General features: G+C 68.5%; 23 protein-coding genes and 2 tRNA genes. 6 read left to right on the top strand and 19 right to left on the bottom strand.

Translation table 11 applies throughout. The annotated features are described in order from the left end of the window. Window positions 1–35: 35 nt before the first annotated feature. The 9 genes from J2X41_RS18815 to J2X41_RS18775 form a co-directional block, all read right to left on the bottom strand. Window positions 36–111 (bottom strand) — tRNA-Phe (locus J2X41_RS18815). Window positions 112–222: 111 nt separating this feature from the next. Further along, on the bottom strand, window positions 223–393 hold the full coding sequence (locus J2X41_RS18810; RefSeq protein WP_028041190.1) for a DNA gyrase inhibitor YacG: 171 nt from the start codon (window positions 391–393) through the stop codon (window positions 223–225). Next, window positions 390–1,430 carry a ribonuclease E/G gene (locus tag J2X41_RS18805; RefSeq protein WP_310084240.1) on the bottom strand — a complete coding sequence of 347 codons (1,041 nt, stop codon included), beginning with the start codon at window positions 1,428–1,430 and terminating at the stop codon, window positions 390–392. Before J2X41_RS18805 ends, J2X41_RS18810 begins: the two co-directional genes overlap by 4 nt. Beyond that, entirely contained in the window at window positions 1,427–2,011 is a 585-nt protein-coding gene (locus tag J2X41_RS18800; RefSeq protein WP_310084237.1) for a Maf family nucleotide pyrophosphatase, read from the bottom strand. The genes J2X41_RS18805 and J2X41_RS18800 overlap by 4 nt, the downstream gene beginning before the upstream one ends. A gap of 9 nt (window positions 2,012–2,020) precedes the next feature. Then, window positions 2,021–2,239 carry a translation initiation factor IF-1 gene (gene infA, locus J2X41_RS18795; protein WP_004617696.1) on the bottom strand — a complete coding sequence of 73 codons (219 nt, stop codon included), beginning with the start codon at window positions 2,237–2,239 and terminating at the stop codon, window positions 2,021–2,023. Between the two features lie 97 nt (window positions 2,240–2,336). Beyond that, the gene (locus J2X41_RS18790) at window positions 2,337–2,795 is read right to left on the bottom strand and encodes a low molecular weight phosphatase family protein (RefSeq protein ID WP_310084233.1); all 459 of its coding nucleotides are present in this window, start codon (window positions 2,793–2,795) and stop codon (window positions 2,337–2,339) included. A 4-nt stretch (window positions 2,796–2,799) separates the two neighbouring features. Then, entirely contained in the window at window positions 2,800–3,279 is a 480-nt protein-coding gene (locus J2X41_RS18785) for a UPF0262 family protein (protein ID WP_310084230.1), read from the bottom strand. A gap of 18 nt (window positions 3,280–3,297) precedes the next feature. After that, window positions 3,298–4,584, bottom strand: coding sequence for a histidinol dehydrogenase (gene hisD, locus J2X41_RS18780; RefSeq protein WP_310084227.1), 1,287 nt, complete (start codon window positions 4,582–4,584; stop codon window positions 3,298–3,300). A gap of 102 nt (window positions 4,585–4,686) precedes the next feature. After that, on the bottom strand, window positions 4,687–4,989 hold the full coding sequence (locus tag J2X41_RS18775) for a Dabb family protein (protein WP_310084224.1): 303 nt from the start codon (window positions 4,987–4,989) through the stop codon (window positions 4,687–4,689). A 310-nt stretch (window positions 4,990–5,299) separates the two neighbouring features. Between J2X41_RS18775 and J2X41_RS18770 the strand changes: the two genes are divergently transcribed. Further along, on the top strand, window positions 5,300–5,845 hold the full coding sequence (locus J2X41_RS18770; protein WP_310084221.1) for a dihydrofolate reductase family protein: 546 nt from the start codon (window positions 5,300–5,302) through the stop codon (window positions 5,843–5,845). 20 nt (window positions 5,846–5,865) lie between these two features. On the opposite strand, the gene J2X41_RS18765 is transcribed toward J2X41_RS18770, so the two are convergent. The 3 genes from J2X41_RS18765 to J2X41_RS18755 all read right to left on the bottom strand — a co-directional run bounded on the left by J2X41_RS18765 (window position 5,866) and on the right by J2X41_RS18755 (window position 10,655). Beyond that, window positions 5,866–7,335 (bottom strand): NCS1 family nucleobase:cation symporter-1, encoded by a 1,470-nt coding sequence (locus J2X41_RS18765; protein WP_310084217.1) that lies wholly within the window; start codon window positions 7,333–7,335, stop codon window positions 5,866–5,868. A gap of 213 nt (window positions 7,336–7,548) precedes the next feature. Next, window positions 7,549–9,453 (bottom strand): M1 family metallopeptidase, encoded by a 1,905-nt coding sequence (locus tag J2X41_RS18760; RefSeq protein ID WP_310084214.1) that lies wholly within the window; start codon window positions 9,451–9,453, stop codon window positions 7,549–7,551. Window positions 9,454–9,533: 80 nt separating this feature from the next. Next, window positions 9,534–10,655: a hypothetical protein gene (locus tag J2X41_RS18755; RefSeq protein WP_310084211.1), complete on the bottom strand. Its 1,122-nt coding sequence runs from the start codon at window positions 10,653–10,655 to the stop codon at window positions 9,534–9,536. Between the two features lie 172 nt (window positions 10,656–10,827). Between J2X41_RS18755 and J2X41_RS18750 the strand changes: the two genes are divergently transcribed. Continuing rightward, window positions 10,828–11,211, top strand: a complete 384-nt coding sequence (locus J2X41_RS18750) for a hypothetical protein (RefSeq protein WP_310084208.1) — start codon at window positions 10,828–10,830, stop codon at window positions 11,209–11,211. Between the two features lie 42 nt (window positions 11,212–11,253). Here the strand turns inward: J2X41_RS18750 and J2X41_RS18745 are convergent, their stop codons facing one another. The 6 genes from J2X41_RS18745 to J2X41_RS18720 form a co-directional block, all read right to left on the bottom strand. Continuing rightward, window positions 11,254–11,706 (bottom strand): MaoC family dehydratase, encoded by a 453-nt coding sequence (locus J2X41_RS18745; protein ID WP_310084205.1) that lies wholly within the window; start codon window positions 11,704–11,706, stop codon window positions 11,254–11,256. A 108-nt stretch (window positions 11,707–11,814) separates the two neighbouring features. Continuing rightward, entirely contained in the window at window positions 11,815–12,537 is a 723-nt protein-coding gene (locus J2X41_RS18740; protein WP_310084202.1) for a DUF6683 family protein, read from the bottom strand. 27 nt (window positions 12,538–12,564) lie between these two features. Further along, on the bottom strand, window positions 12,565–13,176 hold the full coding sequence (locus J2X41_RS18735; RefSeq protein WP_310084198.1) for a hypothetical protein: 612 nt from the start codon (window positions 13,174–13,176) through the stop codon (window positions 12,565–12,567). 79 nt (window positions 13,177–13,255) lie between these two features. Beyond that, a complete protein-coding gene (locus J2X41_RS18730) occupies window positions 13,256–13,693 on the bottom strand; it encodes a DUF2948 family protein (RefSeq protein ID WP_310084195.1) in 438 nt (145 codons plus the stop codon). Further along, entirely contained in the window at window positions 13,686–14,981 is a 1,296-nt protein-coding gene (murA, locus tag J2X41_RS18725) for a UDP-N-acetylglucosamine 1-carboxyvinyltransferase (protein WP_310084193.1), read from the bottom strand. Before murA ends, J2X41_RS18730 begins: the two co-directional genes overlap by 8 nt. 121 nt (window positions 14,982–15,102) lie before the next feature. Then, window positions 15,103–15,270 carry a hypothetical protein gene (locus J2X41_RS18720; RefSeq protein WP_310084190.1) on the bottom strand — a complete coding sequence of 56 codons (168 nt, stop codon included), beginning with the start codon at window positions 15,268–15,270 and terminating at the stop codon, window positions 15,103–15,105. A 90-nt stretch (window positions 15,271–15,360) separates the two neighbouring features. Between J2X41_RS18720 and J2X41_RS18715 the strand changes: the two genes are divergently transcribed. The 4 genes from J2X41_RS18715 (at window position 15,361) to J2X41_RS18700 (ending at window position 18,725) form a co-directional block, all read left to right on the top strand. Further along, a tRNA-Thr gene (locus J2X41_RS18715) sits at window positions 15,361–15,435 on the top strand. A 177-nt stretch (window positions 15,436–15,612) separates the two neighbouring features. Continuing rightward, complete coding sequence (locus J2X41_RS18710) at window positions 15,613–15,696, top strand: hypothetical protein (protein ID WP_145688053.1); 84 nt, start codon at window positions 15,613–15,615, stop codon at window positions 15,694–15,696. 95 nt (window positions 15,697–15,791) lie between these two features. Further along, the gene (locus J2X41_RS18705) at window positions 15,792–16,889 is read left to right on the top strand and encodes a 3-deoxy-7-phosphoheptulonate synthase (RefSeq protein ID WP_310084187.1); all 1,098 of its coding nucleotides are present in this window, start codon (window positions 15,792–15,794) and stop codon (window positions 16,887–16,889) included. Between the two features lie 141 nt (window positions 16,890–17,030). Beyond that, on the top strand, window positions 17,031–18,725 hold the full coding sequence (locus tag J2X41_RS18700; RefSeq protein WP_310084184.1) for a GH39 family glycosyl hydrolase: 1,695 nt from the start codon (window positions 17,031–17,033) through the stop codon (window positions 18,723–18,725). A gap of 47 nt (window positions 18,726–18,772) precedes the next feature. Here the strand turns inward: J2X41_RS18700 and J2X41_RS18695 are convergent, their stop codons facing one another. Then, window positions 18,773–21,676, bottom strand: a complete 2,904-nt coding sequence (locus J2X41_RS18695) for a TonB-dependent receptor (RefSeq protein ID WP_310084181.1) — start codon at window positions 21,674–21,676, stop codon at window positions 18,773–18,775. Between the last annotated feature and the right edge of the window lie 343 nt (window positions 21,677–22,019).

The following is a 22,019-nucleotide window of genomic DNA, read 5'->3' as shown; positions in this document are numbered from 1 at the left end:
CGGGGACTTGGGCGAACAGCGCCGCTGAAAGGAAGTGGTGCCTGGGGGCGGATTCGAACCACCGACACGCGGATTTTCAATCCGCTGCTCTACCAACTGAGCTACCCAGGCCCTGGGCCTAAGAGGCGGTCGAAACCGCCCTGGCGCCCGCCCGACGGCGGGGAGCCGCGTCTATAGGGGAGGCTAAAAACGAAGTCCAGCCCCTCTTGAAGCGATCGCGAACTATTCCCGGCCGAAGTCCGTGGAGGGCGGATTCTCTTCGTCTTCCTCGGCCCCGGGCACGACATATCGATCCGACAGCCAACGGTTCAGGTCGATGTCGGCGCAGCGCTTGGAACAGAAGGGCCGAAACTCGGGAGTGGTCGGCTTCTTGCAGATCGGACAGGCGCTCATGACGACGAAACCTCCAGGCGGTCGTTGGGCCAGTCGGCGACGACGGCCAGGGTGAAGCGGCGGCCGATCCTGTCGGCCAGAGCGGCGTCCAGGGCCGTGAAGGCCTCCGCCACCGCCTGGCTGCAGCGCCCCGCCAGTTTGCCGCCGGGATCCGCCCTGCCCTCGCGTTCGAAGGCCCGGACCAGGCGCAAGGCGCCGGCGCGCGCCGACAGCCCGCCCGATTCGTCGAGCAACCGGTCGAGAATCGGCTTGGTCCGGCGCGGCACGATCATCTCCAGCGCCCCGAACTTGCTGATCGGACCGATGCCGACACCGGGATTGTCGATGGCGAAGGCGTTGCGGGCCGCCGTGGTCAGGGCCGGACCGTCGTGGCCGCGGCCGACCAGGTCGAAGACCACCAGCCCGGCCAGGCCCTTCAGGCGCAGGATGCGAGCGGCCGTCGTGAAGGCGGCCATGTTGGCGGCGCGGGCGGCCTTCTTGGAATCGCCCTCACGGCCGCCGAGATCGACGTCGACGGCCACCAGGGCCCTCGTCGTCTCGATGCTGACGTCGCCGCCGCCCGGCAGGGCGAAGACCGTGGCCAGGGCCTCGGCCTCGGCGGCCTCCACGGCCTCCAGGGCGGCCAGGCCCTGGGTCGGCGACCCGGACTTGACCCACAGGCGCAGCAGCTCGTCGATGGTCGGGGCGTGGGCCAGCACGCGCGGCTCGCCCTCGGCCGGCCCGACATAACGGGCCACGGCCGACTTGTCGCGGCGGGAGGGACTGCGAATCTCGATCTCGACCACCTGGCCCTCGACCAGCTTGGGCATGTCGGGCTTGAGCGCCAGCAGCAGGTCCGCGCCGCCCGGCAGGGCGACGAAGGCGGAGTTGAAGGCGCGCTCGATCTTCTTGACCCGGGCCACGCCGCGCACGCCCTCGGCGTCCAGCGGATCGTCGCCGTCCCATTGAGCGACCAGGCGTTCGGGACGGCCGTCCAGGGTGACCACCCCGACCGTCTCGCCGACACCCGTATAGAGATAGGCGCGCCGTTCGCTCATTTCCGATAGCCCAGGCCGGTCAGCAGGTTCAGCGTCTCGTACAGCGGCAGGCCGACCACGCTGGTGTAGGAGCCGTGCAGGTCGATGATGAAGCCGCCCGCCACGCCTTGCACGCCGTAGCCGCCCGCCTTGCCGTTCCATTCGCCGCCGGCCAGGTAGTCGGCCTGCTCCTGGAGGGACAGGTGCTTGAACTGCACGCGGGTCTCGACCAGCCGCGAGGCCTCGCGCCCGTCCGGAGCGATGGCGGCGACGCCGGTCAGGACCTTGTGGTTACGCCCCGACAGCAGCTTCAGACAGTAGGCCGCCTGCTCGGGCGTCTCGGCCTTGGGCAGGATGCGACGGCCGACCGCGACGACCGTGTCCGCGGCCAGGACGATGGCGCCCGGCGAACGCGGCGCGACCGCCCTCGCCTTCTCGACCGCCAGGCGCAAGGCGTGGCGCCGCGGGGTCTCGTCGCGCAGCGGCGTCTCATCGATGTCGGCGGGATCGACCTGATCCGGGGCGACGCCGACCTGCGCCAGCAGGTCCAGGCGCCGGGGGCTCGCGCTGGCCAGGACCAGCGGCGTCCGCTGGACGACCATTCGCCAGCCCTACTTGAAGCGGTAGGTGATGCGGCCCTTGGTCAGGTCGTAGGGCGTCATTTCCACGAGCACCTTGTCGCCGGCCAGCACGCGGATGCGGTTCTTGCGCATCTTGCCGGCGGTGTGGGCGATGATCTCGTGATCGTTCTCCAGCTTCACGCGGAAGGTCGCGTTGGGCAGCAGTTCGCTGACCGTACCGGGAAACTCGAGCAGTTCTTCCTTAGCCATCAGGCCTCTCAAAACGGGTGACGCCATGCCGGGAAAGCCCCCTCGACGATTGAGTCGGGGAGCGGTTCGCGGCTGCGAGGCGGGGTGTATAGCGCATTCACCCCCCGAACGTCGATGGCGCGCCGAAACGTTGTCGAATCGCCGTGGCCAAGGCGTCACGCACCTCGCGGTAGGCCGCCAACATGGCGTCTCGCGAGCCGTCCGCAAGGGTGGGGTCGTGAGTCGGCCAGTATTCGATGTCGGTGGCGCGGTCGCGTGCCAGTTCGACGGCCCGGTGCTGGGCCTCCGGGGTCAGGGAAATGACCACGTCGAAACTGTCGTCCTCCAGCTGGGTGAAGCTCTTGGGCTGGTGGCCGCTGACGTCCAGGCCGATCTCGTCCATGACTACGGCGACGAACGGATCGATCCCCTCGTCGGACGGGTCGGGCTTCAGGCCGCACGAATCGACGAACGCCCTGGTCCCATAGAAGTGCTTGAACAGCGCCTCGGCCATCGGCGAGCGCACGCGGTTGTAGTTACAGGCGAACAGCACAGCGTCCGGAAGCGCGCCCGACACCCTGCTAGCCCCGCCAGTGCAGCGCGCAGATCAGGGTGAACAGCCGGCGAGCCGTGTCGAGGTCGGTCTTGACCTTGCCCTCCAGCCGCTCGCGCAGCAGGTTCGAGCCTTCGTTGTGCAGGCCGCGCCGGCCCATGTCCAAGGCCTCGATCTGCTGGGGTGAGGAATTGCGGATCGCCGAATAGTAGCTGTCGCAGATCATGAAGTAGTCCTTGATCACCCCTCGGAAGGGCGACAGGGACAACAGGTGCCGGCGCTCCTGGCCGCCCGGTCCGGCGATGTCGAAGGCCAGGCGGTTCTCGACCAGCGACAGCTTCAGCTCGTAGGGCCCGCCGGCCGACTCGACCGGCTCGAAATAGTTGCCGTCCAGCAGGTCGAAGATCGCGACCTGCCGCTCCTGCTCCTGGTCACGCGAGGCGGCCGCCAGGCTCTCCTCGTCGATGAGGATGGACTTCAGGAACTGGGTGGCCTTGGCGTCGGACATCGTCGGCAGACTTGCCCCTTACGGCTTGGAAGGCAATCGAATCGCGGCCGACAGGGCGTGGGCCGGCAGGCCTTCGGCTTGCGCCAGGGCGACTGTGTGCGGACCCAGTATGCCGAACGAGGCCACGTCGCACTTGACGATCGAGGTGCGCTTGAGGAAGTCGTAGATCGACAGGCCCGACTGGAAGCGCGCCGCGCGGCTGGTGGGCAGCACGTGGTTGGAGCCGGCCACGTAGTCGCCGATCGCCTCCGGCGTCAGGCGACCCAGGAAGATCGCCCCGGCGTGGCGCACGCGGTCGGCCAGGCGCTCGGGCTCGTCGATGGCGAACTCGACGTGCTCGGGGGCCAGCAGGTCGACCAGGCGTGGGCTGTCGTCCAGCGGGCAAAGGATGATCGCGCCGTGGTCGCGCCACGAGGCGGCGGCGTCGACCCCGGTGGCCAGGGTCTTCAGCCGCGCGTCGACGGCGTCGGAAACGGCCTGGGCGAAGGCCTCGTCGTCGGTGATCAGGATCGACTGGGCGGCCGGGTCGTGTTCGGCCTGGCTCAGCAGGTCGACGGCGATCCAGTCGGGGTCGTTGTTGCTGTCGGCGACCACGACGATCTCGGACGGGCCGGCCAGGGCGTCGATGCCGACCACGCCGTAGAGCCGGCGCTTGGCGGCGGTGACATAGGCGTTGCCCGGGCCGACGATCTTGTCGACCGGCTGAATGGGCCCGGCCCCATAGGCCAGGGCGGCGACGGCCTGGGCCCCGCCGATCCGCCAGATCTCGGTGACCCCGGCCTCCTTGGCGGCGGCCAGCACCGCCGGCTCCAGCTTGCCGGGCGGGGTGACCATGGCGATGCGATCGACCCCGGCCACCTGGGCGGGCACGGCGTTCATCAGCACCGTCGAGGGATAGGCCGCCCGGCCGCCGGGCACATAGACGCCCACCGCCTCCAGCGGCGTCCAGCGCCAGCCCAGTTGCACGCCGGCCTCGTCGGTCCACGACTGGTCGGTCGGGCGCTGGCGGGTGTGGAAGGCGCGGATGCGGGCGGCGGCGAAGGCGATGGCCTCGCGGACCTCCGCCGAGCATTCGGCCGCACCGGCCTCGATCTCGTCGGCGGTGACACGGATGGTGTCCTCGGTAAGCTCGACGCCGTCGAAGCGGCTGGTGAAGCTGAGCACGGCCTTCAGGCCGTCGGCCCGCACGGCGTCAAGCACGTTGCGCGCGGCCGCGTCGACGTTCTCGGGCGCGCCCCGGCGCTCGTCGAGGAAAGCCTTGAAGGCGGCGGGGAAAGACGGGTCGGAGGCGTTGAAGCGGCGCATTGGGCCTAGATGCGGGTTTTTGGGCGGGATGCAAGTTTTGATGCGCCGCTCGGCCTCCAGCCCTCCGGGCGGTTCAACGGCGAACAGGGGATCGACCGCGCCTCAGGCCGAGATGGCGTCGTAGACGACGACCTTCCGCCAGAGATGGGCGCAGTCCTCCACGAACTTCAGGTGAAGGGGATGGTCCTGATAGCGCTTCTGGTCCTCGACGCTCGCGAAGAACATCAGTTCGGAGACGTCATAGCTGTTGTCCACGACGTCACGCTTCTCGGTCGAGGCCGGAACGCCGATGTGGAGCTGCTGGACGACCTCGACCGCTCGCAAGGTGTTCAGGCCGGCGATCAGCCGATCGCGATCGGCCTTCGATCCAGCATTGGCGAGCCAAAAGAAGACGTGATGGATCATGGGAGAGGCGCTCGGGGATTGAGGGGCTGCTAGCGAAACGTCGGCTCCAACGCCCGCCGCCAAGCCGCCAGCCAGCAGGACGCGACGATCGAAAGGCGGCATGCGTAAGGTCCTTCCGTGCAAGATGGTCAGGCTAAGCGCCGCGCCGAAAGCGGCGGCTTATCCCTGGCCAGCGCCGGCGGCTACGATGGAAGAGATTCAGCGGCGGCCTCAAGACTAAAAAAATGCAGACCATTGTCGGTTTCCAACACGCCCGCTCGTCTTTCCGACGAGGCGGGCGAACGGGCCGGCTGGAACAAGGAGGCCGACGATGGCCAAACTCGTCTTCGGAATGATGCAATCGCTCGACGGCTATGTCGCCGGCGCGGCGGGAGGACCGCAGCTGCCCGCCCCCGGTCCCGTGCTTCACCGCCACTTCAACGACCACGTCCGCGGCCTGGCCGGCTGTCTCTACGGCCGCCGCATCTACGAGGTGATGCGCTACTGGGACGAGGATCGTCCGGAGTGGGACGCGATCGCGCACGACTTCGCGGCGGCGTGGCGCGCGCAGCCGAAGTGGGTCGTCTCGCGGTCGCTAAAGTCGGTCGGCCCGAACGCGACGCTGATTTCCGATGATGTCGAAGCGTTCGTCCGACAGCTGAAGGCCGATGTCGAAGGGTCTATCGACGTCGCCGGGCCGGAGTTGGCGGCAAGCCTGACCGACCTGGGCCTGATCGACGAGTATCGCCTCTATCTTCGCCCATTCGTGCTCGGCCAAGGAAAGCCCTACTTCGCCCGGGCGCGACCGCCGCTGCGCCTGATCGCCGGCGAGGCCATCCCCGAGGACGTCGTCAGGCTGACGTTCGTTCCGGCCTAAGGGCCCGGCGGCGGGGCTTCCTACACCGACCCCGACACTCGCCTCGCGCCGCCCGCCTTCATCGCCGCGAGGTAGACCGCCGCCGCGATCCCCGCCCCCACGAACCAGGCGTAGTCGTAAAGCCCCGTCCACGGCGCGCCGACCGCCGCCGCCGCCGGCAGGCCGGCCGCCTTCAGGAATCCCGGCAGGTTCGGCGCGACGCCGACCGCGAAGGCCGCGACGGCCGCCAGGTTCCAGCCCTTGACGTAGGTGTAGCGCCCGGTCCGGTCGTACAGCGCCTCGACGTCCAGCCGGGCGCGGCGCAGCAGCCAGTAGTCGGCGATCAAGATCCCGGCCACGGGCCCGAGCAGGGCGCCGTAGCCGGTCAGCCAGACGAAGATGTAGCCCTGCGTGCTCTCCAGCAGCTTCCACGGCATGATCAGCACGCCGATCGCTGCGGTGATCCAGCCGCCCGTGCGATAGCTGATCCGCCTGGGCCACAGGGCCGAGAAGTCATAGGCCGGCCCCACCAGGTTGGCGGCGATGTTGCACGACACCGTATCGAGGCTGATGACCAGCAGGCCCGCCAGCACCGCGATACCGCCGATGCTCCCCGACAGCGCCACCGGATCCCAGACCGGCTTGCCGTAGATCAGCACGGTGGCCGAGGTGACGATCACGCTCATGGCGGCGAGCAGCGCCATGGGTCCGGGCAGCCCGACCGCCTGGCCGACGATCTGGTCGCGCTGGGTGCGGGCGAAGCGGGTGAAGTCCGGAATGTTCAGGGCCAGGGTGGCCCAGTAGCCGGTCATGGCGGTGACGGCCGGGCCAAAGTCCCGCCAGAACCGGCCGGCCTTGGCGCCGCCGGGGTCGTAGGCGCTGGGCGCGTGCAGGATCGGGCCGATGCCGCCCGCCTTGCTCAGCGCCCACCAGACCAGCAGGCCGCAGACGACGACCTTGACCGGGGCGGTCCAGGTCTCGAGCTTGCGCACGGTCTCCAGGCCCTTGGTGACGAACAGCAGCTGGATCAGCCAGAACGCGGCGAACGACAGCAGCTGGCCCAGGCCGATCCCCAGGACTGGGACCATCGGCCCGACCAGGCTCTCGCTGAGCATCACGCCCAGCAGGGTCAGCAGCGCCCCGCCGCCGATCCAGGTCTGGATGCCGTACCAGCCGCAGGCGACGATGGCCCGGGCCAGGGCCGGCGCCCTCGCCCCGCGCCAGCCGAACGAGGCCCTCGCCAGCACTGCGTAGGGCACGCCCCATTTCGCGCCCGCGTGGCCGATCAGCAGCATCGGAACCAGCACGATCAGGTTGCCCAGCAGAACGGCCCACACCGCCTGGGTCGCCGACATCCCCTGCTCGATCAGGCCCGCGGCCAGCATATAGGCCGGCACGGCGATGACCATGCCCAGCCACAGGGCCGCGAAATGCCACCAGCGCCAGGTGCGCTGGGCCGCCGTGGTCGGCGCCAGGTCCGGGTTCCAGAGGGTGTTGCCTGACTGATCCAATACCGCCCCCGCGATCGCGTCGTGGACGGAGCATGGGTCAGGGCCGGGTGGGCGTCACTGGGAAAGTGGGGAATGGCGGGCCAGCGCCCCGAAGTTGTCATCCCAGAAAGCGCGCAGCGCTTGTCCGGGACCCAGGTGAACCGCAAGGCATCAGCCCAGTCACCTGGATCCCGGACAGCCTCTACGAGGCTTCCGGGATGACAACATCAAGGTTCATTTGACGATCCCGTCCACCGTCTGCCGCGTGACCGCGTGATAGAGCGGCCGGGTCTTGGCGTAGAGCCGCTTGGCGATGGGCTGGCCCCAGTCGCCCTGGGCCATCAGGTCCTTGAACAGCGGGGCGACGAACTTGCGGCGGCCCTGGTCGGTCAGGAACGCTTCCAGCGAGGCAACGGCGGGCTCGTAGCGATTGGCCACGGCCAGCTCCAGCCAGACGAAGCGGATCTCGCTGTTGCCCTGGGCCGACAGGCCGAAGGCCTTGTCGAGCGCCGCCAGGCGCTCGGCCGACAGCTGGCGCGGCAGGCTGGCGACGAAGCGCGTGCGCTCCGGCGTGCTCCAGGCGTTCCATTTCGCGGTTGGGGCCGGTCCGCCCTTGGCGTAGGCGGCGGCCAGGGCGTCCACCGCCGGGAAGGCCGCCGACTTCACGTGCACGGCGTTGTCCGGCAGGCCCACGCCATAGACCCACTTGTCGATCCCGATCTGCGCCTCCAGCGTCGGGTCGCCCTTGATCAGGTTGGCGCGCAGGTCGGCGACGAAGCCGGCCGTGGTCTGGCTCTGGAAGGCGTGGCGGGCGAAGTAGTCCTTCAGATAGGCGTCCCAGCGGTCGCGGCCCACGGCCCTCTCAATGGTGCGCAGGAAGGTCGCGCCCTTCTCGTAGGCGATGTCGGTCATGCCGTCGTCGGGATCGCGGCCGGTCAGGTCCAGGTGCAGCCGGGTGTCGGCGCCGGTCGGGCCACCGGCGTCCTTGATCGCCGCCTGCAGGTCGCTCCAGCCCAGGTCGGCCAGCATGTCGGCGCGCGGCTTGCCGTACAGCTTCTCCATGATCCGGTTCTCGAAATAGACCGTGAAGCCCTCGTTCAGCCAGAAGTCCGACCAGGTGGCGTTGTTCACGAGATTGCCCGACCAGGAGTGGGCCAGCTCGTGGGCCACCAGGCTGACCAGCGAGCGGTCGCCGGCGATGATGGTCGGGGTGGCGAAGGTCAGGCGCGGGTTCTCCATGCCGCCGAACGGGAACGAGGGCGGCAGGACCAGCAGGTCGTAACGGCCCCAGGCGTAGGGGCCGTAGAGGCTCTCGGCGGCCTCGACCATCTTCTCGACGTCGACCAGCTCGTTGGCGGTCTTCTTCATCACCGACGGCTCGGTATAGACGCCGGTCCGCTGGCCGAGCGGCGTGAAGGCGATGTCGCCGACCGCGATGGCGATCAGGTACGAGGCGACCGGCTTGTCCATCTTGAAGCGATAGGCGCGACCGCCGGCGACCGGCTCGCCGTCCGGAGTCAGCATCTCGGCGCTCATCACCGCCTTCAGGCCCTCGGGCGCGACGATACGAGCCGTCCAGGTCTGGCGGATGCCCGGACTGTCCTGGGTGGGGATCCAGGTGCGGTTGAGGATCGCCTCGCCCTGGCTGAACAGGTAGGGCTTGGCCCTGCCCGCGGTCTGGGCCGGGGTCAGCCATTGCAGGGCCGCGCCGCCAGGGGCGCTGTCATAGCTGACCACGATGCGCCGGGCACCGTTCAGTTGCACCGTCAGCGGCGCGCCCAGGATCGGGTCGGCCTTGCCCAGGGTCCACGGCAGGGCCGCGCCCTTGGCGTCGGTGACGCGGCGGATCACCAGGCCCTTGCTGTCGAGCACCACCTCTTTCGCGTCCGGCGCGGCGGCGATGTCGAGGGCGGCCGTGCCGGTCATCTTCTGGTGTTCGAAGTCGGCGGTCAGGTCCAGGTCGATATGGGCGACCCGCGCCACCAGCGGCTGAGCGTAGGAGTGGATGTCGCGGGCTTCGGGGGTCATCAGGATGGCCGGGAGCGGCGGCTGGCCGGTCTGGGCCAGGGCGGGCGCGGCGACGCCGCAGAGCAGGACCGCCAGCAGGGCGGCGCGGGCGGTGGTCTTGAACGAGGGCATGGGAAGCGGGTTCCGTGTTCGGAAAGGCGTTGGGTCCGTCTTAACCCTTTGCTCCGCCTCCCCTCAACCGCGGTCGAAAGTTAGTTCAGATACTCCAGCAGGCTGGTTCCGCCCGTATTGACGCTGCCGTCGCTGTTGAACAGCGAGGCCAGCTTGTCGGAGAGGTTCTGCATCGCGACCATCTTGTCGTAGAGCGCCGGGGTCCAGCCGGCTGCCTGGCGCTCCTCGTCGCTCATGGCCGCGTACTGGGTGATCAGGCTCTTGCCGAAGGCCGAGCTGTCGGACCCTTGCGTGGTCTTGTAGGCGCTGGAGACGCTGTCGCGGTTGCGGGCCTTCACCTCGGCCGCCGCCTGGGCGACCTCGTGCTCGGAGAACTGGTCGCCCTTGTTCAGGGCCACGGCGGCCAGCGAGCGGTCATCGAACTTGGAGAAGTCGATGGTCCCGCCGTCGGGCGAGACCGCCATGCCCTCCTCGGTAGCCGAGGCGTACTGCTTGTCCAGCACGCTGCGGACGTCCGAGGCGACCTTGCCGATGTCGCGGGTGCGGGGGTTGGCGACCACGCCGCCGACGTCCTTCAGATAGGCCGCGACCGGATCGCCGTCTATGCCGCTGGGCGCGACGCCGGGCTTGGCCGTGGCCTGCTTGAGGCCCTCCGTCAGGGCGGCCTTGTCCTTGGCCCACTGCCCCATGGCCTTCTCCTCGGGACCGGCGGCCTCGAGATGGGCCAGGGCCGCCTTGTAGAGGCCCGCATAGTCGCCGGTCACCCGCATGGCCGACGCAGAGGCCGACAGGGCCGTGTCGCGGTCGGCCTTCATCTGCAGCGAGGCGACCACCTGCTCCTCGATCGAGAACTTGCCGCCCTTGTTGCTGGCGATGGCGTAGAGGCCGCGGCGGTCCAGGCCCGAGACGTCGATGGTCGCCTTGCCGTCCTTCAGGGCGCTGGTCGCTTTGGCGTCGGCCAGAAGCTTGTCCAGCGCCGTGCGGGCGGCGGCCACGACCTGGTCGGTGGTGCGGTTGTCGGTCTGGGCGGCGAGCGCGGCCTGGGCCTCCGCCGACAGGGTGACGTTGACGCTGGAGCCGCCGGTCTTGGCGGCGGCCGCCTCGGCCTGGGCGCCTTGGCCCGCCGTATTGGCGGCGCTGGCGGTCGTCGCCGTGGCGAGATAGGGATTCGCCGCGTAGCCGTTGGTGACGCTGCCGACCATGACGCCCTCGACTCGATCGCCGCGAAATTACGAATCGCGACGGGCCTGAAACATCGGAGCACAAGGCGCGATCAGGGTTAAGGGCGCATTAACCATGATCCGACGGGGAGCTTGGCCGCATGGTGGGGTCGAGCTACACCATGATGAGGCAGATGAAGGCGCATGCAGTGGGATGAAGACTTTGTTGCTCGAGACGTCCCAGATCCTGTTTCTGCTCGTAATCACCTCACCCGTTCTTTGGGCCCTGATCGTCAAGCCGTTGTTGATCATGGCGGTGTCGCCTCGATCCGACCTCCTGCGCATCAAGCGAGACTACAAGGGACGCGGCCGACGCGTGCTTAAGGCCATACGCCGGGGCACGATCTGGGGCTCCCGAAGCATGCCGAGCTATCGCCGCTATGAAGTCGAGGTCGTGCGGCATGACGGCCAGATCCAGACCTTCGAAGTCGGCGTGCAATTCACGCTTCTATCGGATCCAGGCCTGCAGGAGGGCGACGAGACGCGACGCAAGACGTTCTTCCGGGGCTCCGATAGCTATTTTGGGCCGGAAAGTTGAGGCGCCCCCAGCTCCGCCGCGCCATCGACGTGACGGCGTGGTTCAGGCCTTCGGCGCCCGTCGGCGGCGCGGAACCCGCACCGTGGCCTCGCCGTCCATCACCAGTTCGTCGCCGACGAAGGCCTCGCAGCGCAGGGTGACCCGTGCGCTGGCCTCGTCGACGGCCGAGACGACGACGCGGGAGCTCACCACGTCGCCGATGCGCACCGGCCGGTGGAACGCCAGGGTCTGTCCCAGATAGATCGCGCCGGCCCCGGGCAGGATGGTGCCGACCACGGCCGACCCGAACGAAGCCGACAGCAGGCCGTGGGCGATTCGGCCGCGATAGGCGGTCCTAGATGCGAAGGCCTCGTCCATGTGCACGGGATTGAAGTCGTCCGAAGCCTCGGCGAACTGCCCGATGCGCTGCTCGGTGACGGTGACGTGCTTTTCGGCGACCATCCCGACGACGAGTTCTTCGAGGATGTAGCCGCCGGAGGGATGAGCTTCGATCATGACGCGCCGTTAGCCGCGATGCCGCGCCATGGCCAGCGAAAATGCGCCGGAACGCGCTTGAGGCTCCTTTGATCCTTGTCCTGAACGAAACGGCGACGCCGCAGCCGGCTATCGGCGCGGCACGAAGCCGTCATCGGTGAGCTCCATGGCGGCCAGATCGAGTCCGGAGGCCAAGGCGCCCTGCCGGACGGCGGCGGCGACGCGCCGGGAAAGCGCGGGATCGCCCCTGGCCCCTTCCATGTGGGCGCTGATCAGCGCCGCCTGCACCAGATGGGCTTCCGCCATTTCCTGCTTCACCGCGTCGCCGGCCCCGGCCAGCGCCGGGGTAGCCATCAGGGCTTCGGCCGCCTGGGCGCGGACGGCCGCGACCTGCCTGGCCGTCGGGTCGTCGCTGCGCTGGCGTGAGGCGAGCCAGGCGTTGAGCCACCAGGCCGCATAGGCGTCGGCGACGTTGTCGGCGCGCATGCCGTAGCCGGCCAGGGCGCGGTTCATCCTTCCGATCACGTCGGTCCCCGCCAGCTCCTTTTCCAGCGTCGCCGCGCCGCGGGGATCCACCTTGCGCGACTTGGCGACGAAGCTGGCTAGGTTGGCGCGGCGGCGCTCCATCGACGGCGTGTAGGCCAGGCGCGACGGCGCGGGCGCCACGCGCGCGGCCTTGCGCCGGTCGCTCGACACGGTCTCCCGCGCCGCCTGCATGACGGTTTCCTCCAACGCGTAGACGCCCATGCCGGTCGCGTCCAACACGCCGTCCTGGCCGATCGCGGGCGGCGCCGCCACGACCAAGGCCAGCCCAAGAACCAGGCCGCGAACGGAGCTGAGACGAAGCGGCATGGAAAACTCCCCCGGTGAAGCAAAGCCTCACCGGAACGCGCGCGGCGGCCGTCGGTTCGTCGGCGATTGACGGCGTTGTTCCGGATCCGTCGGGTCGAAGGTCCGACAGGGGGCGACGCGGTCTGGCGAGGACGTCATTCCGTCTTCGGGTATTTGCTTCGCCACGGCGTCGACTTCAGCGTCGAGTCGCGGCCCCAGGCGCTGTTCGGTCGAAAGTCGGAAGCACGAGCGCCAGTTCTCGACCTCCTGGTTCAGTCGCCAGAATTCTCGTCCGGCCCGGGTGCCGATGAACGTCCGAAGCGCCTCAAGATCCGCGACCTGCAAGCGCGCGGCATAGCGCATGGCGACACAGGTGATCGCCGCGTCGATGATCTCGGCCTGCTCGGCCTTGGCGATCTTCTCGAGGCGCGCGTCCAGGGCGAAGTCGCGATCACGGGTATAGAGGTTCCGGGCGCGCAGGGCGTCGCCGCCGATCTGCGCGGCCGCGATGCTGATGCCCCACGAATTGACCGACTCGTTCGGATTGGCGGAAAACAGCGCCTTCGCCGCCTGTATCTGCTCGGGTGTCGGACGCGGCGGTCGCGGCGGCGGGATCGGCGCCCCGCCTATCGCCTGCGTCATCGCGAGAAATAGAAGCACGCCGTCCTCCCGCCAAAGCACGAGGACAGCTTCTCCGAGTTAGGAGCAGACGAGAAGCCCCGGGCTGGCGAAAGACCGCCTAGTCCGCGTGACCCGGCTTGCGCGGCGTCGACCAGGGCTCGGAGACGTCGGCCAGGATCACGTCCAGGCAGTCGACGGTCACCTTCAGGTCGCCCCCGCCGGCGAAGGTCAGCAGCACGGCCCCGCCCGGGGCCTCGCCGGGCTCGAAGACCACCGACAGCAGCTCGACCACCGCCCCCTTGGCGTCGCGACGCAGCTTGCGGGCCTGGACGCCGGTGACGTCGCCCAGCTGCAGGGCCGAGCGGATCCGCTCGCCTTTCTTGCCGCCGGACTCCCAGCGGAAGCGGTTGCAGGCCAGGGTCAGGGTCCGCGCCGAGGCGTCCCAGCGAATGTCGCCGATCTTGGCCACCGCGTCCTGTAGGGCGGCCGAGACCACCGCCAGATCGTCGACGTCCTGGGCCAGTAGTTTCAGGGGTGGGGGAGCCGCATCAGCCATCCAGGTCGCCCTCGCTGTCGCCCTTGATCCGGCGCACCTGGGCCCCGCAGGCACCCAGCTTCTCTTCCAGCCGCTCGAAGCCGCGATCCAGGTGATAGATGCGGCTGACCGTGGTCTCGCCGCGCGCCACCAGGCCTGCGATCACCAGGCTGACCGAGGCGCGCAGGTCGGTGGCCATGACTTCCGCGCCTTCCAGCCGCTCGACGCCGCGCACGCGGGCTTCGCCGCCCGACACCGAGATGTCGGCGCCCAGGCGCATCAGCTCGGGCGCATGCATGAAGCGGTTCTCGAAGATCGTCTCGCGAATCCGACTCTCGCCCTTGGCCGTGGTCATCAGGGCCATGAACTGGGCCTGCAGGTCGGTGGCGAAGCCGGGATAGGGCTGGGTCTCGACGTCGACGGCGTTCAGGCGCGTGCCGTCGCGCTTGATCACCACGCCGTCCTCGGTGCGGACCACGCCGCAGCCGGCCTCCTCCAGCTTGACCAGCAGGCTGTCGATCAGCTCGGGACGGGCGCGGGTCAGCTGGACCTCGCCGCCGGCCATTGCGGCGGCCACGGCGTAGGTGCCCATCTCGATGCGGTCGGGGATCACCGAATGGGTCGCGCCGTGCAGCTTGGCGACGCCAGTGATGGTGATGGTCGGGGTCCCCGCTCCTTGCACCTGAGCGCCCATGGCGTTCAGGCAGATCTGCAGGTCCAGCAGTTCGGGCTCGCAGGCGGCGTTGCGGATCACCGTGACGCCATCGGCCAGCACCGCGGCCAGCATGGCGTGCTCGGTGGCGCCCACCGAGACGAACGGGAAGACGATCTCCGCCCCCTTCAGGCCGCGCGGGGCCTGGGCGTAGACATAGCCCTCGTGCAGGTCGATCTTGGCGCCCAGGGCCTCCAGGGCCTGCAGGTGCAGGTCCACGGGCCGCGCGCCGATCGTGCAGCCGCCGGGCAGGCTGACCTTGGCCTGGCCAGTGCGGGCGATCAGCGGACCCAGCACGTTGAACGAGGCGCGCATCTGGCGGACCAGCTCGTAGGGCGCGAAGCCGCTGGTGATCTCCGGCGCGTGCAGCACCGTCTCCGAACCGTCCGGCCCCTCGCGCTCGTCCACGGTCGCGCCCAGGCGCGCCAGCAGCTTGCCCAGGAACCGGGTGTCGGCCAGGCGCGGCATGTTGGTCAGCCGCAGCGGCTGGTCGGTCAGCAGGCTGGCCGCCATCAGCTTGATGGCCGAGTTCTTGGCGCCGCTCACCGGGATGATCCCGTTCAGCTGCGCGCCGCCGGTGATGGCGATACGATCCAATGAAAGTCCCTCGTCACGCGGCCGGTCGGGGGGTGTCGCCGCGCGGTCACATGTGAAGGGGCGGTTCTACTGGTTGCAAGAGCCCGCGCAAGGGGGGGCGCCGATTCCTCAAGATTCCTCCTCAGCCGGAGGGGGTCTCGTCGTCCGACGCGGGCGAGTCCGGCCTGGCCGCGCCCTTGTCGGCGGCGGGCGGCGCGGCCTTCCTGCGGCGAAGATTGGTGCGCAGCGCCTGGGCCAGCCGCGCTTCGCGCTCGGCTTTTTCGTTGTGGGGCTTGGGGTTCCGGCTCATCTTTCCACAGGTGAAAGCGCTGCGACGATCGGTCAAGACGATTTTGTCTTTGCCAACCGCGTTTGGTTCGCTATACGCCCCCTCCTCTTCGCCGCCGTAGCTCAGTGGTAGAGCGCATCCTTGGTAAGGCTGAGGTCGGCAGTTCAATCCTGCCCGGCGGCACCATGAGGGTCCAAGCCTTAACCGGCTTGGACCCTCGCCACTTCCCCCCCCCCAAAATCCCAGGCTTCCATCGTCGGTCGCGGCGGGCGTGATCTCGCGACGCCTTCGCTATGAGGTTCCTTCCACCCTCTGTTCCGTCCAGGCGTGGACAGGCCGCCGACTTGGCTCTAGGGTGCCCCCATGATCCTCGCCGCCAGCCAACAGCTGTTTTGGTATTTTAGCTATCCGACGCCTCTGGCGCCGGGAGGGGATCGTTCGGCCTGAATTCAGAGCCGCGAACGTCTTCACCAGCCGCCAGGGGTTCCCCGGGCGGCTTTTTTCATGGCCGCCGGACGCCCAGATTTCTCCGGAGTTCCGCCATGCCTTCCTCGACCGCCGCCCACCTGTCCTCGATCCCCGTCCCCACCGACGACCTGCGCATCCAGCGCCTGCAGACCCTCAGTCCGCCCGCCCAGGTGATCGGCGAGGCCCCGGCCACCTCGTCGGTCGCCGAGGTCGTCGGCGACGCCCGCCAAGCCGTGCACCAGATCCTGCACGGCCGCGACGACCGCCTGGTGGTGGTGATCGGGCCGTGCTCGATCCACGACCCCAAGGCCGCCCTGGACTACGCCCGCCGCCTGGCCGTCGAGCGCGAGCGCCACGCCGGCGAGCTGGAAGTGGTCATGCGGGTCTATTTCGAGAAGCCGCGCACCACGGTGGGCTGGAAGGGGCTGATCAACGATCCGGACCTGGACGGCGGCTTCCGGATCAACGAGGGCCTGCGGCTGGCGCGGCGCGTGCTGCTGGACGTCAGCGCCCAGGGCCTGCCGGCGGCCTGCGAGTTTCTGGACGTCACCACCCCGCAGTACATCGCCGACCTGGTGGCCTGGGGCGCGATCGGGGCGCGCACCACCGAAAGCCAGATCCACCGCGAGATGGCCTCAGGCCTCTCCTGCCCGGTCGGCTTCAAGAACGGCACGAACGGCGACGTCAAGGTGGCCATCGACGCGGTGCTGGCCGCGGCCCAGCCGCACCATTTCCTGGCGGTGACCAAGGAAGGTCGCGCCGCCATCGCCACCACCACCGGCAACGCCGACAGCCACGTCGTGCTGCGCGGCGGCAAGACGCCCAACTACGACGCCGCCAGCGTCGCGGCCGTGGCGCAGGCCCTGGTCAAGGCCGGCCTGCCGCCGCGCATCATGGTCGACGCCAGCCACGCCAACAGCGGCAAGAACCACGAGAACCAGCCCGCCGTCGTCGCCGACCTCTGCGCCCAGGTCGCGACCGGACGCGCGCCGATCATGGGGGTGATGATCGAGAGCAACCTGGTTGCCGGCCGCCAGGACATCGTCCCCGGCCAGCCCCTGACCTACGGCCAGTCGGTCACTGACGCCTGCGTCGACTGGGAGACCTCGGTGCGCCTGCTCGACGACCTGGCGGCGGCGGTGCGCGCCGGACGCCAGGCGGCGAAGTCCTAGCTAGCGCGCCGCGGGTGACGGGACGCGCCGGCGTGTCCCGTCACCCCTCCCTATTGTCCTACAATTCGTCTGGCCCGTTTCGCGATCCGTGTTACCCATGGCTCAACGGCGCGACAGGCGCTGGCGATAGGGGATGACGTCATGCGGAACGGTGTCGGCGCGGGCTTGTTCGCCGCTTTCTGGCTGGCGGGATCGTCGGCCCTGGCCCAGGCGCCGCCCGCCGACATCCCGGTCTCGATCACCGTCGACGCCGGCAAACAGGTCGGCGAGCTGCGGCCGATCTGGCGGTTCTTCGGCGCCGACGAGCCGAACTACGCGACCATGAAGGACGGCCGCAAGCTGCTGGGCCACCTGGGCGCGCTCAAGCCCAAGGCCGTCTATTTCCGCACCCACAACCTGCTGAACACCGGCGACGGCACGCCGGCCCTGAAGTGGGGCAGCACCAATGTCTATACCGAGGACGCCCAGGGGCGGCCGGTCTATGACTGGACCATCCTGGACCATCTGTTCGACACCTACCTGGCCAACGGAGTGCGGCCCTACGTCCAGATCGGCTTCATGCCCCAGGCGCTGTCGACGAACCCGGAGCCCTACCAGCACGCCTGGCGGCCGGGCTTCGACTACAACCTGATCAGCGGCGGCTGGGGCTATCCGCCCAAGGACTACGACAAGTGGTCCGAGCTGGCCTACCGGTGGGTGCGCCACTGCGTCGAGCGATACGGTCAGGCCGAGGTCGAGACCTGGTACTTCGAGGTCTGGAACGAACCCAACGGCCCCGCCTACTGGAAAGGCACGCCGCAGGAATTCCACAAGCTGCACGACTACGCCGTCGCCGGCGTCCGGCGGGCCCTGCCCACCGCCAAGGTCGGCGGTCCGGACGTCGCCGGCAGCGGCGGCCAGTTCATGGAGGATTTCCTCACCCACCTGACCGACGGGACCAACTACGCGACCGGCCAGAAGGGCACGCCGACCGATTTCCTGTCCTTCCACGCCAAGGGCTCGCCGACCTTCGTCGACGGCCACATCCGCATGGGCATCGCCACCCAGCTGGCCGGCATCGACAAGGGCTTTTCGATGATCGCCGCGCGACCGACGCTCAAGGACAAGCCGATCGTCATCGGCGAGTCCGACCCGGAAGGCTGCGCCGCCTGCCAGGGCCCCAGCTTCGGCTATCGCAACGGCACGGTCTATTCCAGCTACACCGCCGCCAGCTTCGCCCGTGAGCATGACCTGGCCGCCCGGCGCGGCGTGACCCTGGACGGCGCCCTGACCTGGGCGTTCGAGTTCGAGGACCAGCCCTATTTCGCCGGCTTCCGCCAGCTGTCGAGCAACGGCTTGGACCTGGCGGTGCTCAACGTGTTCCGCATGTTCAGCCTTATGGGCCCCGAGCGGCTGCAGGCGGTCAGCTCTGGCCAGATCCCGCTGGAAGAGATCGTCGCCAGCGGCGTGCGCGGACGGCCCGATGTCGGGACCCTGGCCAGCCTGGGTCCCGATCGGCTGGCGATCATGGTGTGGAATTATCACGACGACGACGTGCCGGGCCCGACGGCTGACGTCAGCCTGGTCCTCAAGAACCTGCCCCGCGCCTTCGCCGGCGCCAAGCTGGTCCACTACCGGGTCGACGAGACGCACGGCAATGTCTACGGCGCCTGGCGGCGGATGGGCTCGCCCATGGCGCCCAGCAAGGCCCAGTACGACGCCCTGGAACAGGCCAGCGGCCTGGCCGCGATCGACACCCCGCCGCCGGTTCGCGGCAAGGACGGCCTGACCCTGAGCTTCCAGCTGCCGCGGCAGGGCGTGTCCCTGCTGGTCCTGGAGCGGCCCAAGCCGCAATAGCTGGAGATGACCGGCCGCGGCGATGCTCGCCGCGGCCGGCGCCCGATCTAGAACTTGTACTGCAGCCCCAGATTCCACTGCCGTCCGGTGTGGGTGTAGACGAACGTGCTGTCGCGGTCGGAATCGATGAACTGACGATTGAACCGGTCGAAGATGTTCAGCCCCTCCAGCGAGAGCTTGAAGTTCTCGTTGATCTGGTAGGAGGCGGCCAGGTCGAAGGTCAGGTTCTCGTCATAGCCTTCCAGGTCCTGGTAAGGATTGTTGGCCGGCAGGGCGACGATCGATTTGTCGCGGTAGGCCGCCGAGATCCGGGCGCTGAACTTGTCGTCTTCATAGAAGAGGGTGGCGTTGTAAGCCTTCTTCGACAGGCCCACGAGGTCGTTGGTCGTCACCCCGCCGGCCGCCAGGAAGTAGTCGATCTGGGAATCGACATAGGTGAAGTTGACCAGTGCGCCGGTGTGACGCAGCGGGCCCGGCAGGAACGTGAAGTTCTGCTGGTAGTTGATCTCGAAGCCCTTGAGCGGACCGCCCGGGGTATTTACCGGCCTGGTGACCGTAAAGTACGTTTGGTCTGGATCGAGTTTGGAGTCGCCCAGCAACGATAGCGGCAAGCCCGTTTGCCGGAAGGTCATCTGCTGGGATTGGTTCTGAACATAGGTCTCGATGTCCTTGTAGAAGACACCGAAACCCAGCAGCGCCCCGGGTGCGAAGTACCATTCGGCGCCCAGATCGGCGGTGGTGGCGCGGATCGGCTCCAAGTCCGGGTTGCCCGAGGTGATCGAGGGCGTGCCGTTCAGGTTCAGGCTGCCTCCCGGCGTCAGGAAGCCAAGGTCTGGCCGCGCGACGACCTTGGCCCCGGAGAAGCGCAGCACCAGGTTGTCGGTGGCGTCGACCGCGACGTTAAAGGACGGCAGGACGTCGTGATATTTGTTCTCGGCGGTGACCTGCTGCGGCAGCGGACCGATCTGGTAGCCGCGCGACTGCAACTCGGTCTGGGCGAAGCGGAAGCCGATGTCGCCGCGCACCGGCAGGCCGCCGATCACGGTCTTCAGGTCGGCCTGGAAATAGGCCGAGGCCACCTTTTCGTCGACGCGCCGGATGCCGCCGTAGTTGGGCACCAGGGCGTACATCCCTGTCTCGCTGTAGAGGTTCTGGCTGGCGACGAACTTGTCGTAGTCGATGGTCGCCCAGTTGCTGGGGAACACGCCGTCGTCGATGCCGTGGCCGCCGAAGCCGGACACCACCTTGGTGACCGCCTGCAGCTCGGCCGTGCTCAGGGTCGGGACCAGGAAGTTGTTCGACCGCTGCTTGGCCGAGGTGTCGAACGAGAACTCGTCATAGTGCCCGCCGACCTTGAGCGTCAGGTCGTCGTCATAGGCCCAGGCCAGGTTCACCTCGCCGGTCTTGTAGATGTTGGTCGTGTAGATCTGCTGCAGCCGCACCTCGGCGTTGGGCGCCCCGAAGCTGTAGAGCCCGGCGTTGGTGACGTCGAAGTCGTGCTTGATGATCGGCTGGTCGCGGTTGTTGCGGAAGTCGATGGTCATGCCGGCGTTGGGACGCTGGAACATGATCGTGGTGGTCATCGGCTGGTCGTAGTCGGACTTGGAGTAGCCGATCAGGCCCGTCACCTTCAGGCGGTCGGTCAGCTCGTGCGTCCCGGCCAGGGTGTATTGCTGGAAGACGTTCTCGAACTCGTCGTGCTGGGTGTCGGAGCGGATGTCGACGCCGTCGAAGCGGGCGTAGTCAACATCGTAGACCGTCTGCCCGAAATTGATTCCGGCGGTGTGGCTCGTCCCCGCATCGCGCAGGACCAGCTCGCGCACCGCGGTCTGCGGCTTGCCGTTCTGGGTGATCGGGCGGGCGAACGAGAAGCCCTCCAACCAGTTCTCCTCGCGCTTGACGTCATAGTCCGAATAGAGGGCGTCGAAGCTCAGCGAGGTTCGCGAGGTCGGCTTCCACTGCAGGGCCAGGGTGGCGCCGGTGCGTTCCTGGTTGTGATGGAAGCGGCCATAGCGCGGCAGGCGCGGGAAGAACACGGTCGAGCGGTTGGCCTGGGCGTAGACGGGGTCGCCGGTCGGCGGCCGGGCCACGCCGGTAGCGCAGTTGGCCGCGTCGGTGCCGTTGCCGGCGTTGGTGGCCGGGTTCTGCGGCGTGACCCCGACCGGGGTGCAGAAGCCTCCGTCGATCGTGGCCGGGTTCCAGCCGCCCGAGCCCCACTGGTCCTCCAGGAACTTGCGCTTGCTGTAGGCCAGCGAGGCCTGGGCCCCGAACTCGCCCCAGCGGGTGTCCCAGCTGTTGCCGACCACGGCGGTGAACTTGGGATCGACGTTCTTGGCCAGGTCGTTGTAGCCGGCCGAGGCGCCGAGCACGAAGGTCAGGCCCTTGTGGTCCAGCGGTTTGGCGGTTTCCAGGTCGACGGTCGCGCCCAGCGAGCCCTCGATCACCTCGGCCTGGGCCGTCTTGCGCACCGTGATGCCGCTGAACAGTTCCGAGGCGAAGGTGTTGAAGTCGAAGCCCCGGCCCAGGTTGGCGCCGCGGTCGCTGGTGGTGGCGCCGCTGGTCGACTGGGCCTCCATGCCGTTGATGCGCACGCGGGTGAAGGTGGGCGGCAGGCCGCGAACGGTGATCGTTCGGCCCTCGCCGGCCACGCGGGTGATCGACACGCCGGGCACGCGCTGGATCGACTCGGCCAGGTTGGCGTCGGGGAAGTCGGCGATGTCCTCGGCCTTGATGGCGTCGACCACGCCCGAGGACTGGCGCTTGACGCTCAGGGCGCTCCTGAGGCTCTCGCGGAAGCCGGTGACCACCACCTCCTCGACGGTGTTTTCCGGCGACTGGCCCGCCGATGGGGCGGTCTGGGCGCTGGCGGCGCCGGCGGCCAGGACCCCGGCGAAAGTCAGGGCGAGCGCCGAGCAACCCGTGCCCCAACGCTGAATGCGACGGTCAGACATCAATCCCTCCTCATGGAGGGCCGGCCCATGCCGGCCTCCCGTGTTTCCCCCAGGGCCGGTTCGTCCGATCCTGATGTCGAGAGAAATCCCATTTGTTGGGATGAACTCTCATTTTGTCGATAAGATAAATCCGGCAGGGTGAATTGCAACCGTTTTGAAATATTCATTCCGGCGTGAAGTTCGCCGAAGCGACGTGGGCGCGGTGTTCCAGGCGCTGGGTTGCCCGGACGAGGCTTTGACGCTAGCCTTCCATGAAATGGGACAAAGTCTCATTTTGTGAGAAATAAGACCCGCCAAAAACGGCGAGGCGCGAACCCGCGAGGGAGGAAACATGGTCACACCA

Origin of the sequence: Caulobacter sp. BE254, from assembly GCF_031457295.1 — a bacterium.
GTDB lineage: Bacteria > Pseudomonadota > Alphaproteobacteria > Caulobacterales > Caulobacteraceae > Caulobacter.
The sequence above is the reverse complement of the archived record's forward strand: the minus strand, read 5'-3'. Positions and strand labels throughout refer to the sequence as shown.

What these genes read in the sequence shown, in the direction of transcription:
- J2X41_RS18775 (WP_310084224.1), bottom strand. Translation starts at nt 4,989, where the DNA reads ATGATCCATCACGTCTTCTTTTGGCTCGCCAATGCTGGATCGAAGGCC.
- J2X41_RS18750 (WP_310084208.1), top strand. Translation starts at nt 10,828, where the DNA reads ATGAAGACTTTGTTGCTCGAGACGTCCCAGATCCTGTTTCTGCTCGTA.
- J2X41_RS18760 (WP_310084214.1), bottom strand. Translation starts at nt 9,453, where the DNA reads ATGCCCTCGTTCAAGACCACCGCCCGCGCCGCCCTGCTGGCGGTCCTG.
- J2X41_RS18710 (WP_145688053.1), top strand. Translation starts at nt 15,613, where the DNA reads ATGATCCTCGCCGCCAGCCAACAGCTGTTTTGGTATTTTAGCTATCCG.
- J2X41_RS18805 (WP_310084240.1), bottom strand. Translation starts at nt 1,430, where the DNA reads ATGAGCGAACGGCGCGCCTATCTCTATACGGGTGTCGGCGAGACGGTC.
- J2X41_RS18720 (WP_310084190.1), bottom strand. Translation starts at nt 15,270, where the DNA reads ATGAGCCGGAACCCCAAGCCCCACAACGAAAAAGCCGAGCGCGAAGCG.
- J2X41_RS18770 (WP_310084221.1), top strand. Translation starts at nt 5,300, where the DNA reads ATGGCCAAACTCGTCTTCGGAATGATGCAATCGCTCGACGGCTATGTC.
- J2X41_RS18740 (WP_310084202.1), bottom strand. Translation starts at nt 12,537, where the DNA reads ATGCCGCTTCGTCTCAGCTCCGTTCGCGGCCTGGTTCTTGGGCTGGCC.
- J2X41_RS18755 (WP_310084211.1), bottom strand. Translation starts at nt 10,655, where the DNA reads ATGGTCGGCAGCGTCACCAACGGCTACGCGGCGAATCCCTATCTCGCC.
- J2X41_RS18800 (WP_310084237.1), bottom strand. Translation starts at nt 2,011, where the DNA reads ATGGTCGTCCAGCGGACGCCGCTGGTCCTGGCCAGCGCGAGCCCCCGG.
- J2X41_RS18730 (WP_310084195.1), bottom strand. Translation starts at nt 13,693, where the DNA reads ATGGCTGATGCGGCTCCCCCACCCCTGAAACTACTGGCCCAGGACGTC.
- J2X41_RS18810 (WP_028041190.1), bottom strand. Translation starts at nt 393, where the DNA reads ATGAGCGCCTGTCCGATCTGCAAGAAGCCGACCACTCCCGAGTTTCGG.
- J2X41_RS18705 (WP_310084187.1), top strand. Translation starts at nt 15,792, where the DNA reads ATGCCTTCCTCGACCGCCGCCCACCTGTCCTCGATCCCCGTCCCCACC.
- J2X41_RS18745 (WP_310084205.1), bottom strand. Translation starts at nt 11,706, where the DNA reads ATGATCGAAGCTCATCCCTCCGGCGGCTACATCCTCGAAGAACTCGTC.
- J2X41_RS18695 (WP_310084181.1), bottom strand. Translation starts at nt 21,676, where the DNA reads ATGTCTGACCGTCGCATTCAGCGTTGGGGCACGGGTTGCTCGGCGCTC.
- J2X41_RS18785 (WP_310084230.1), bottom strand. Translation starts at nt 3,279, where the DNA reads ATGTCCGACGCCAAGGCCACCCAGTTCCTGAAGTCCATCCTCATCGAC.
- hisD (WP_310084227.1), bottom strand. Translation starts at nt 4,584, where the DNA reads ATGCGCCGCTTCAACGCCTCCGACCCGTCTTTCCCCGCCGCCTTCAAG.
- J2X41_RS18700 (WP_310084184.1), top strand. Translation starts at nt 17,031, where the DNA reads ATGCGGAACGGTGTCGGCGCGGGCTTGTTCGCCGCTTTCTGGCTGGCG.
- infA (WP_004617696.1), bottom strand. Translation starts at nt 2,239, where the DNA reads ATGGCTAAGGAAGAACTGCTCGAGTTTCCCGGTACGGTCAGCGAACTG.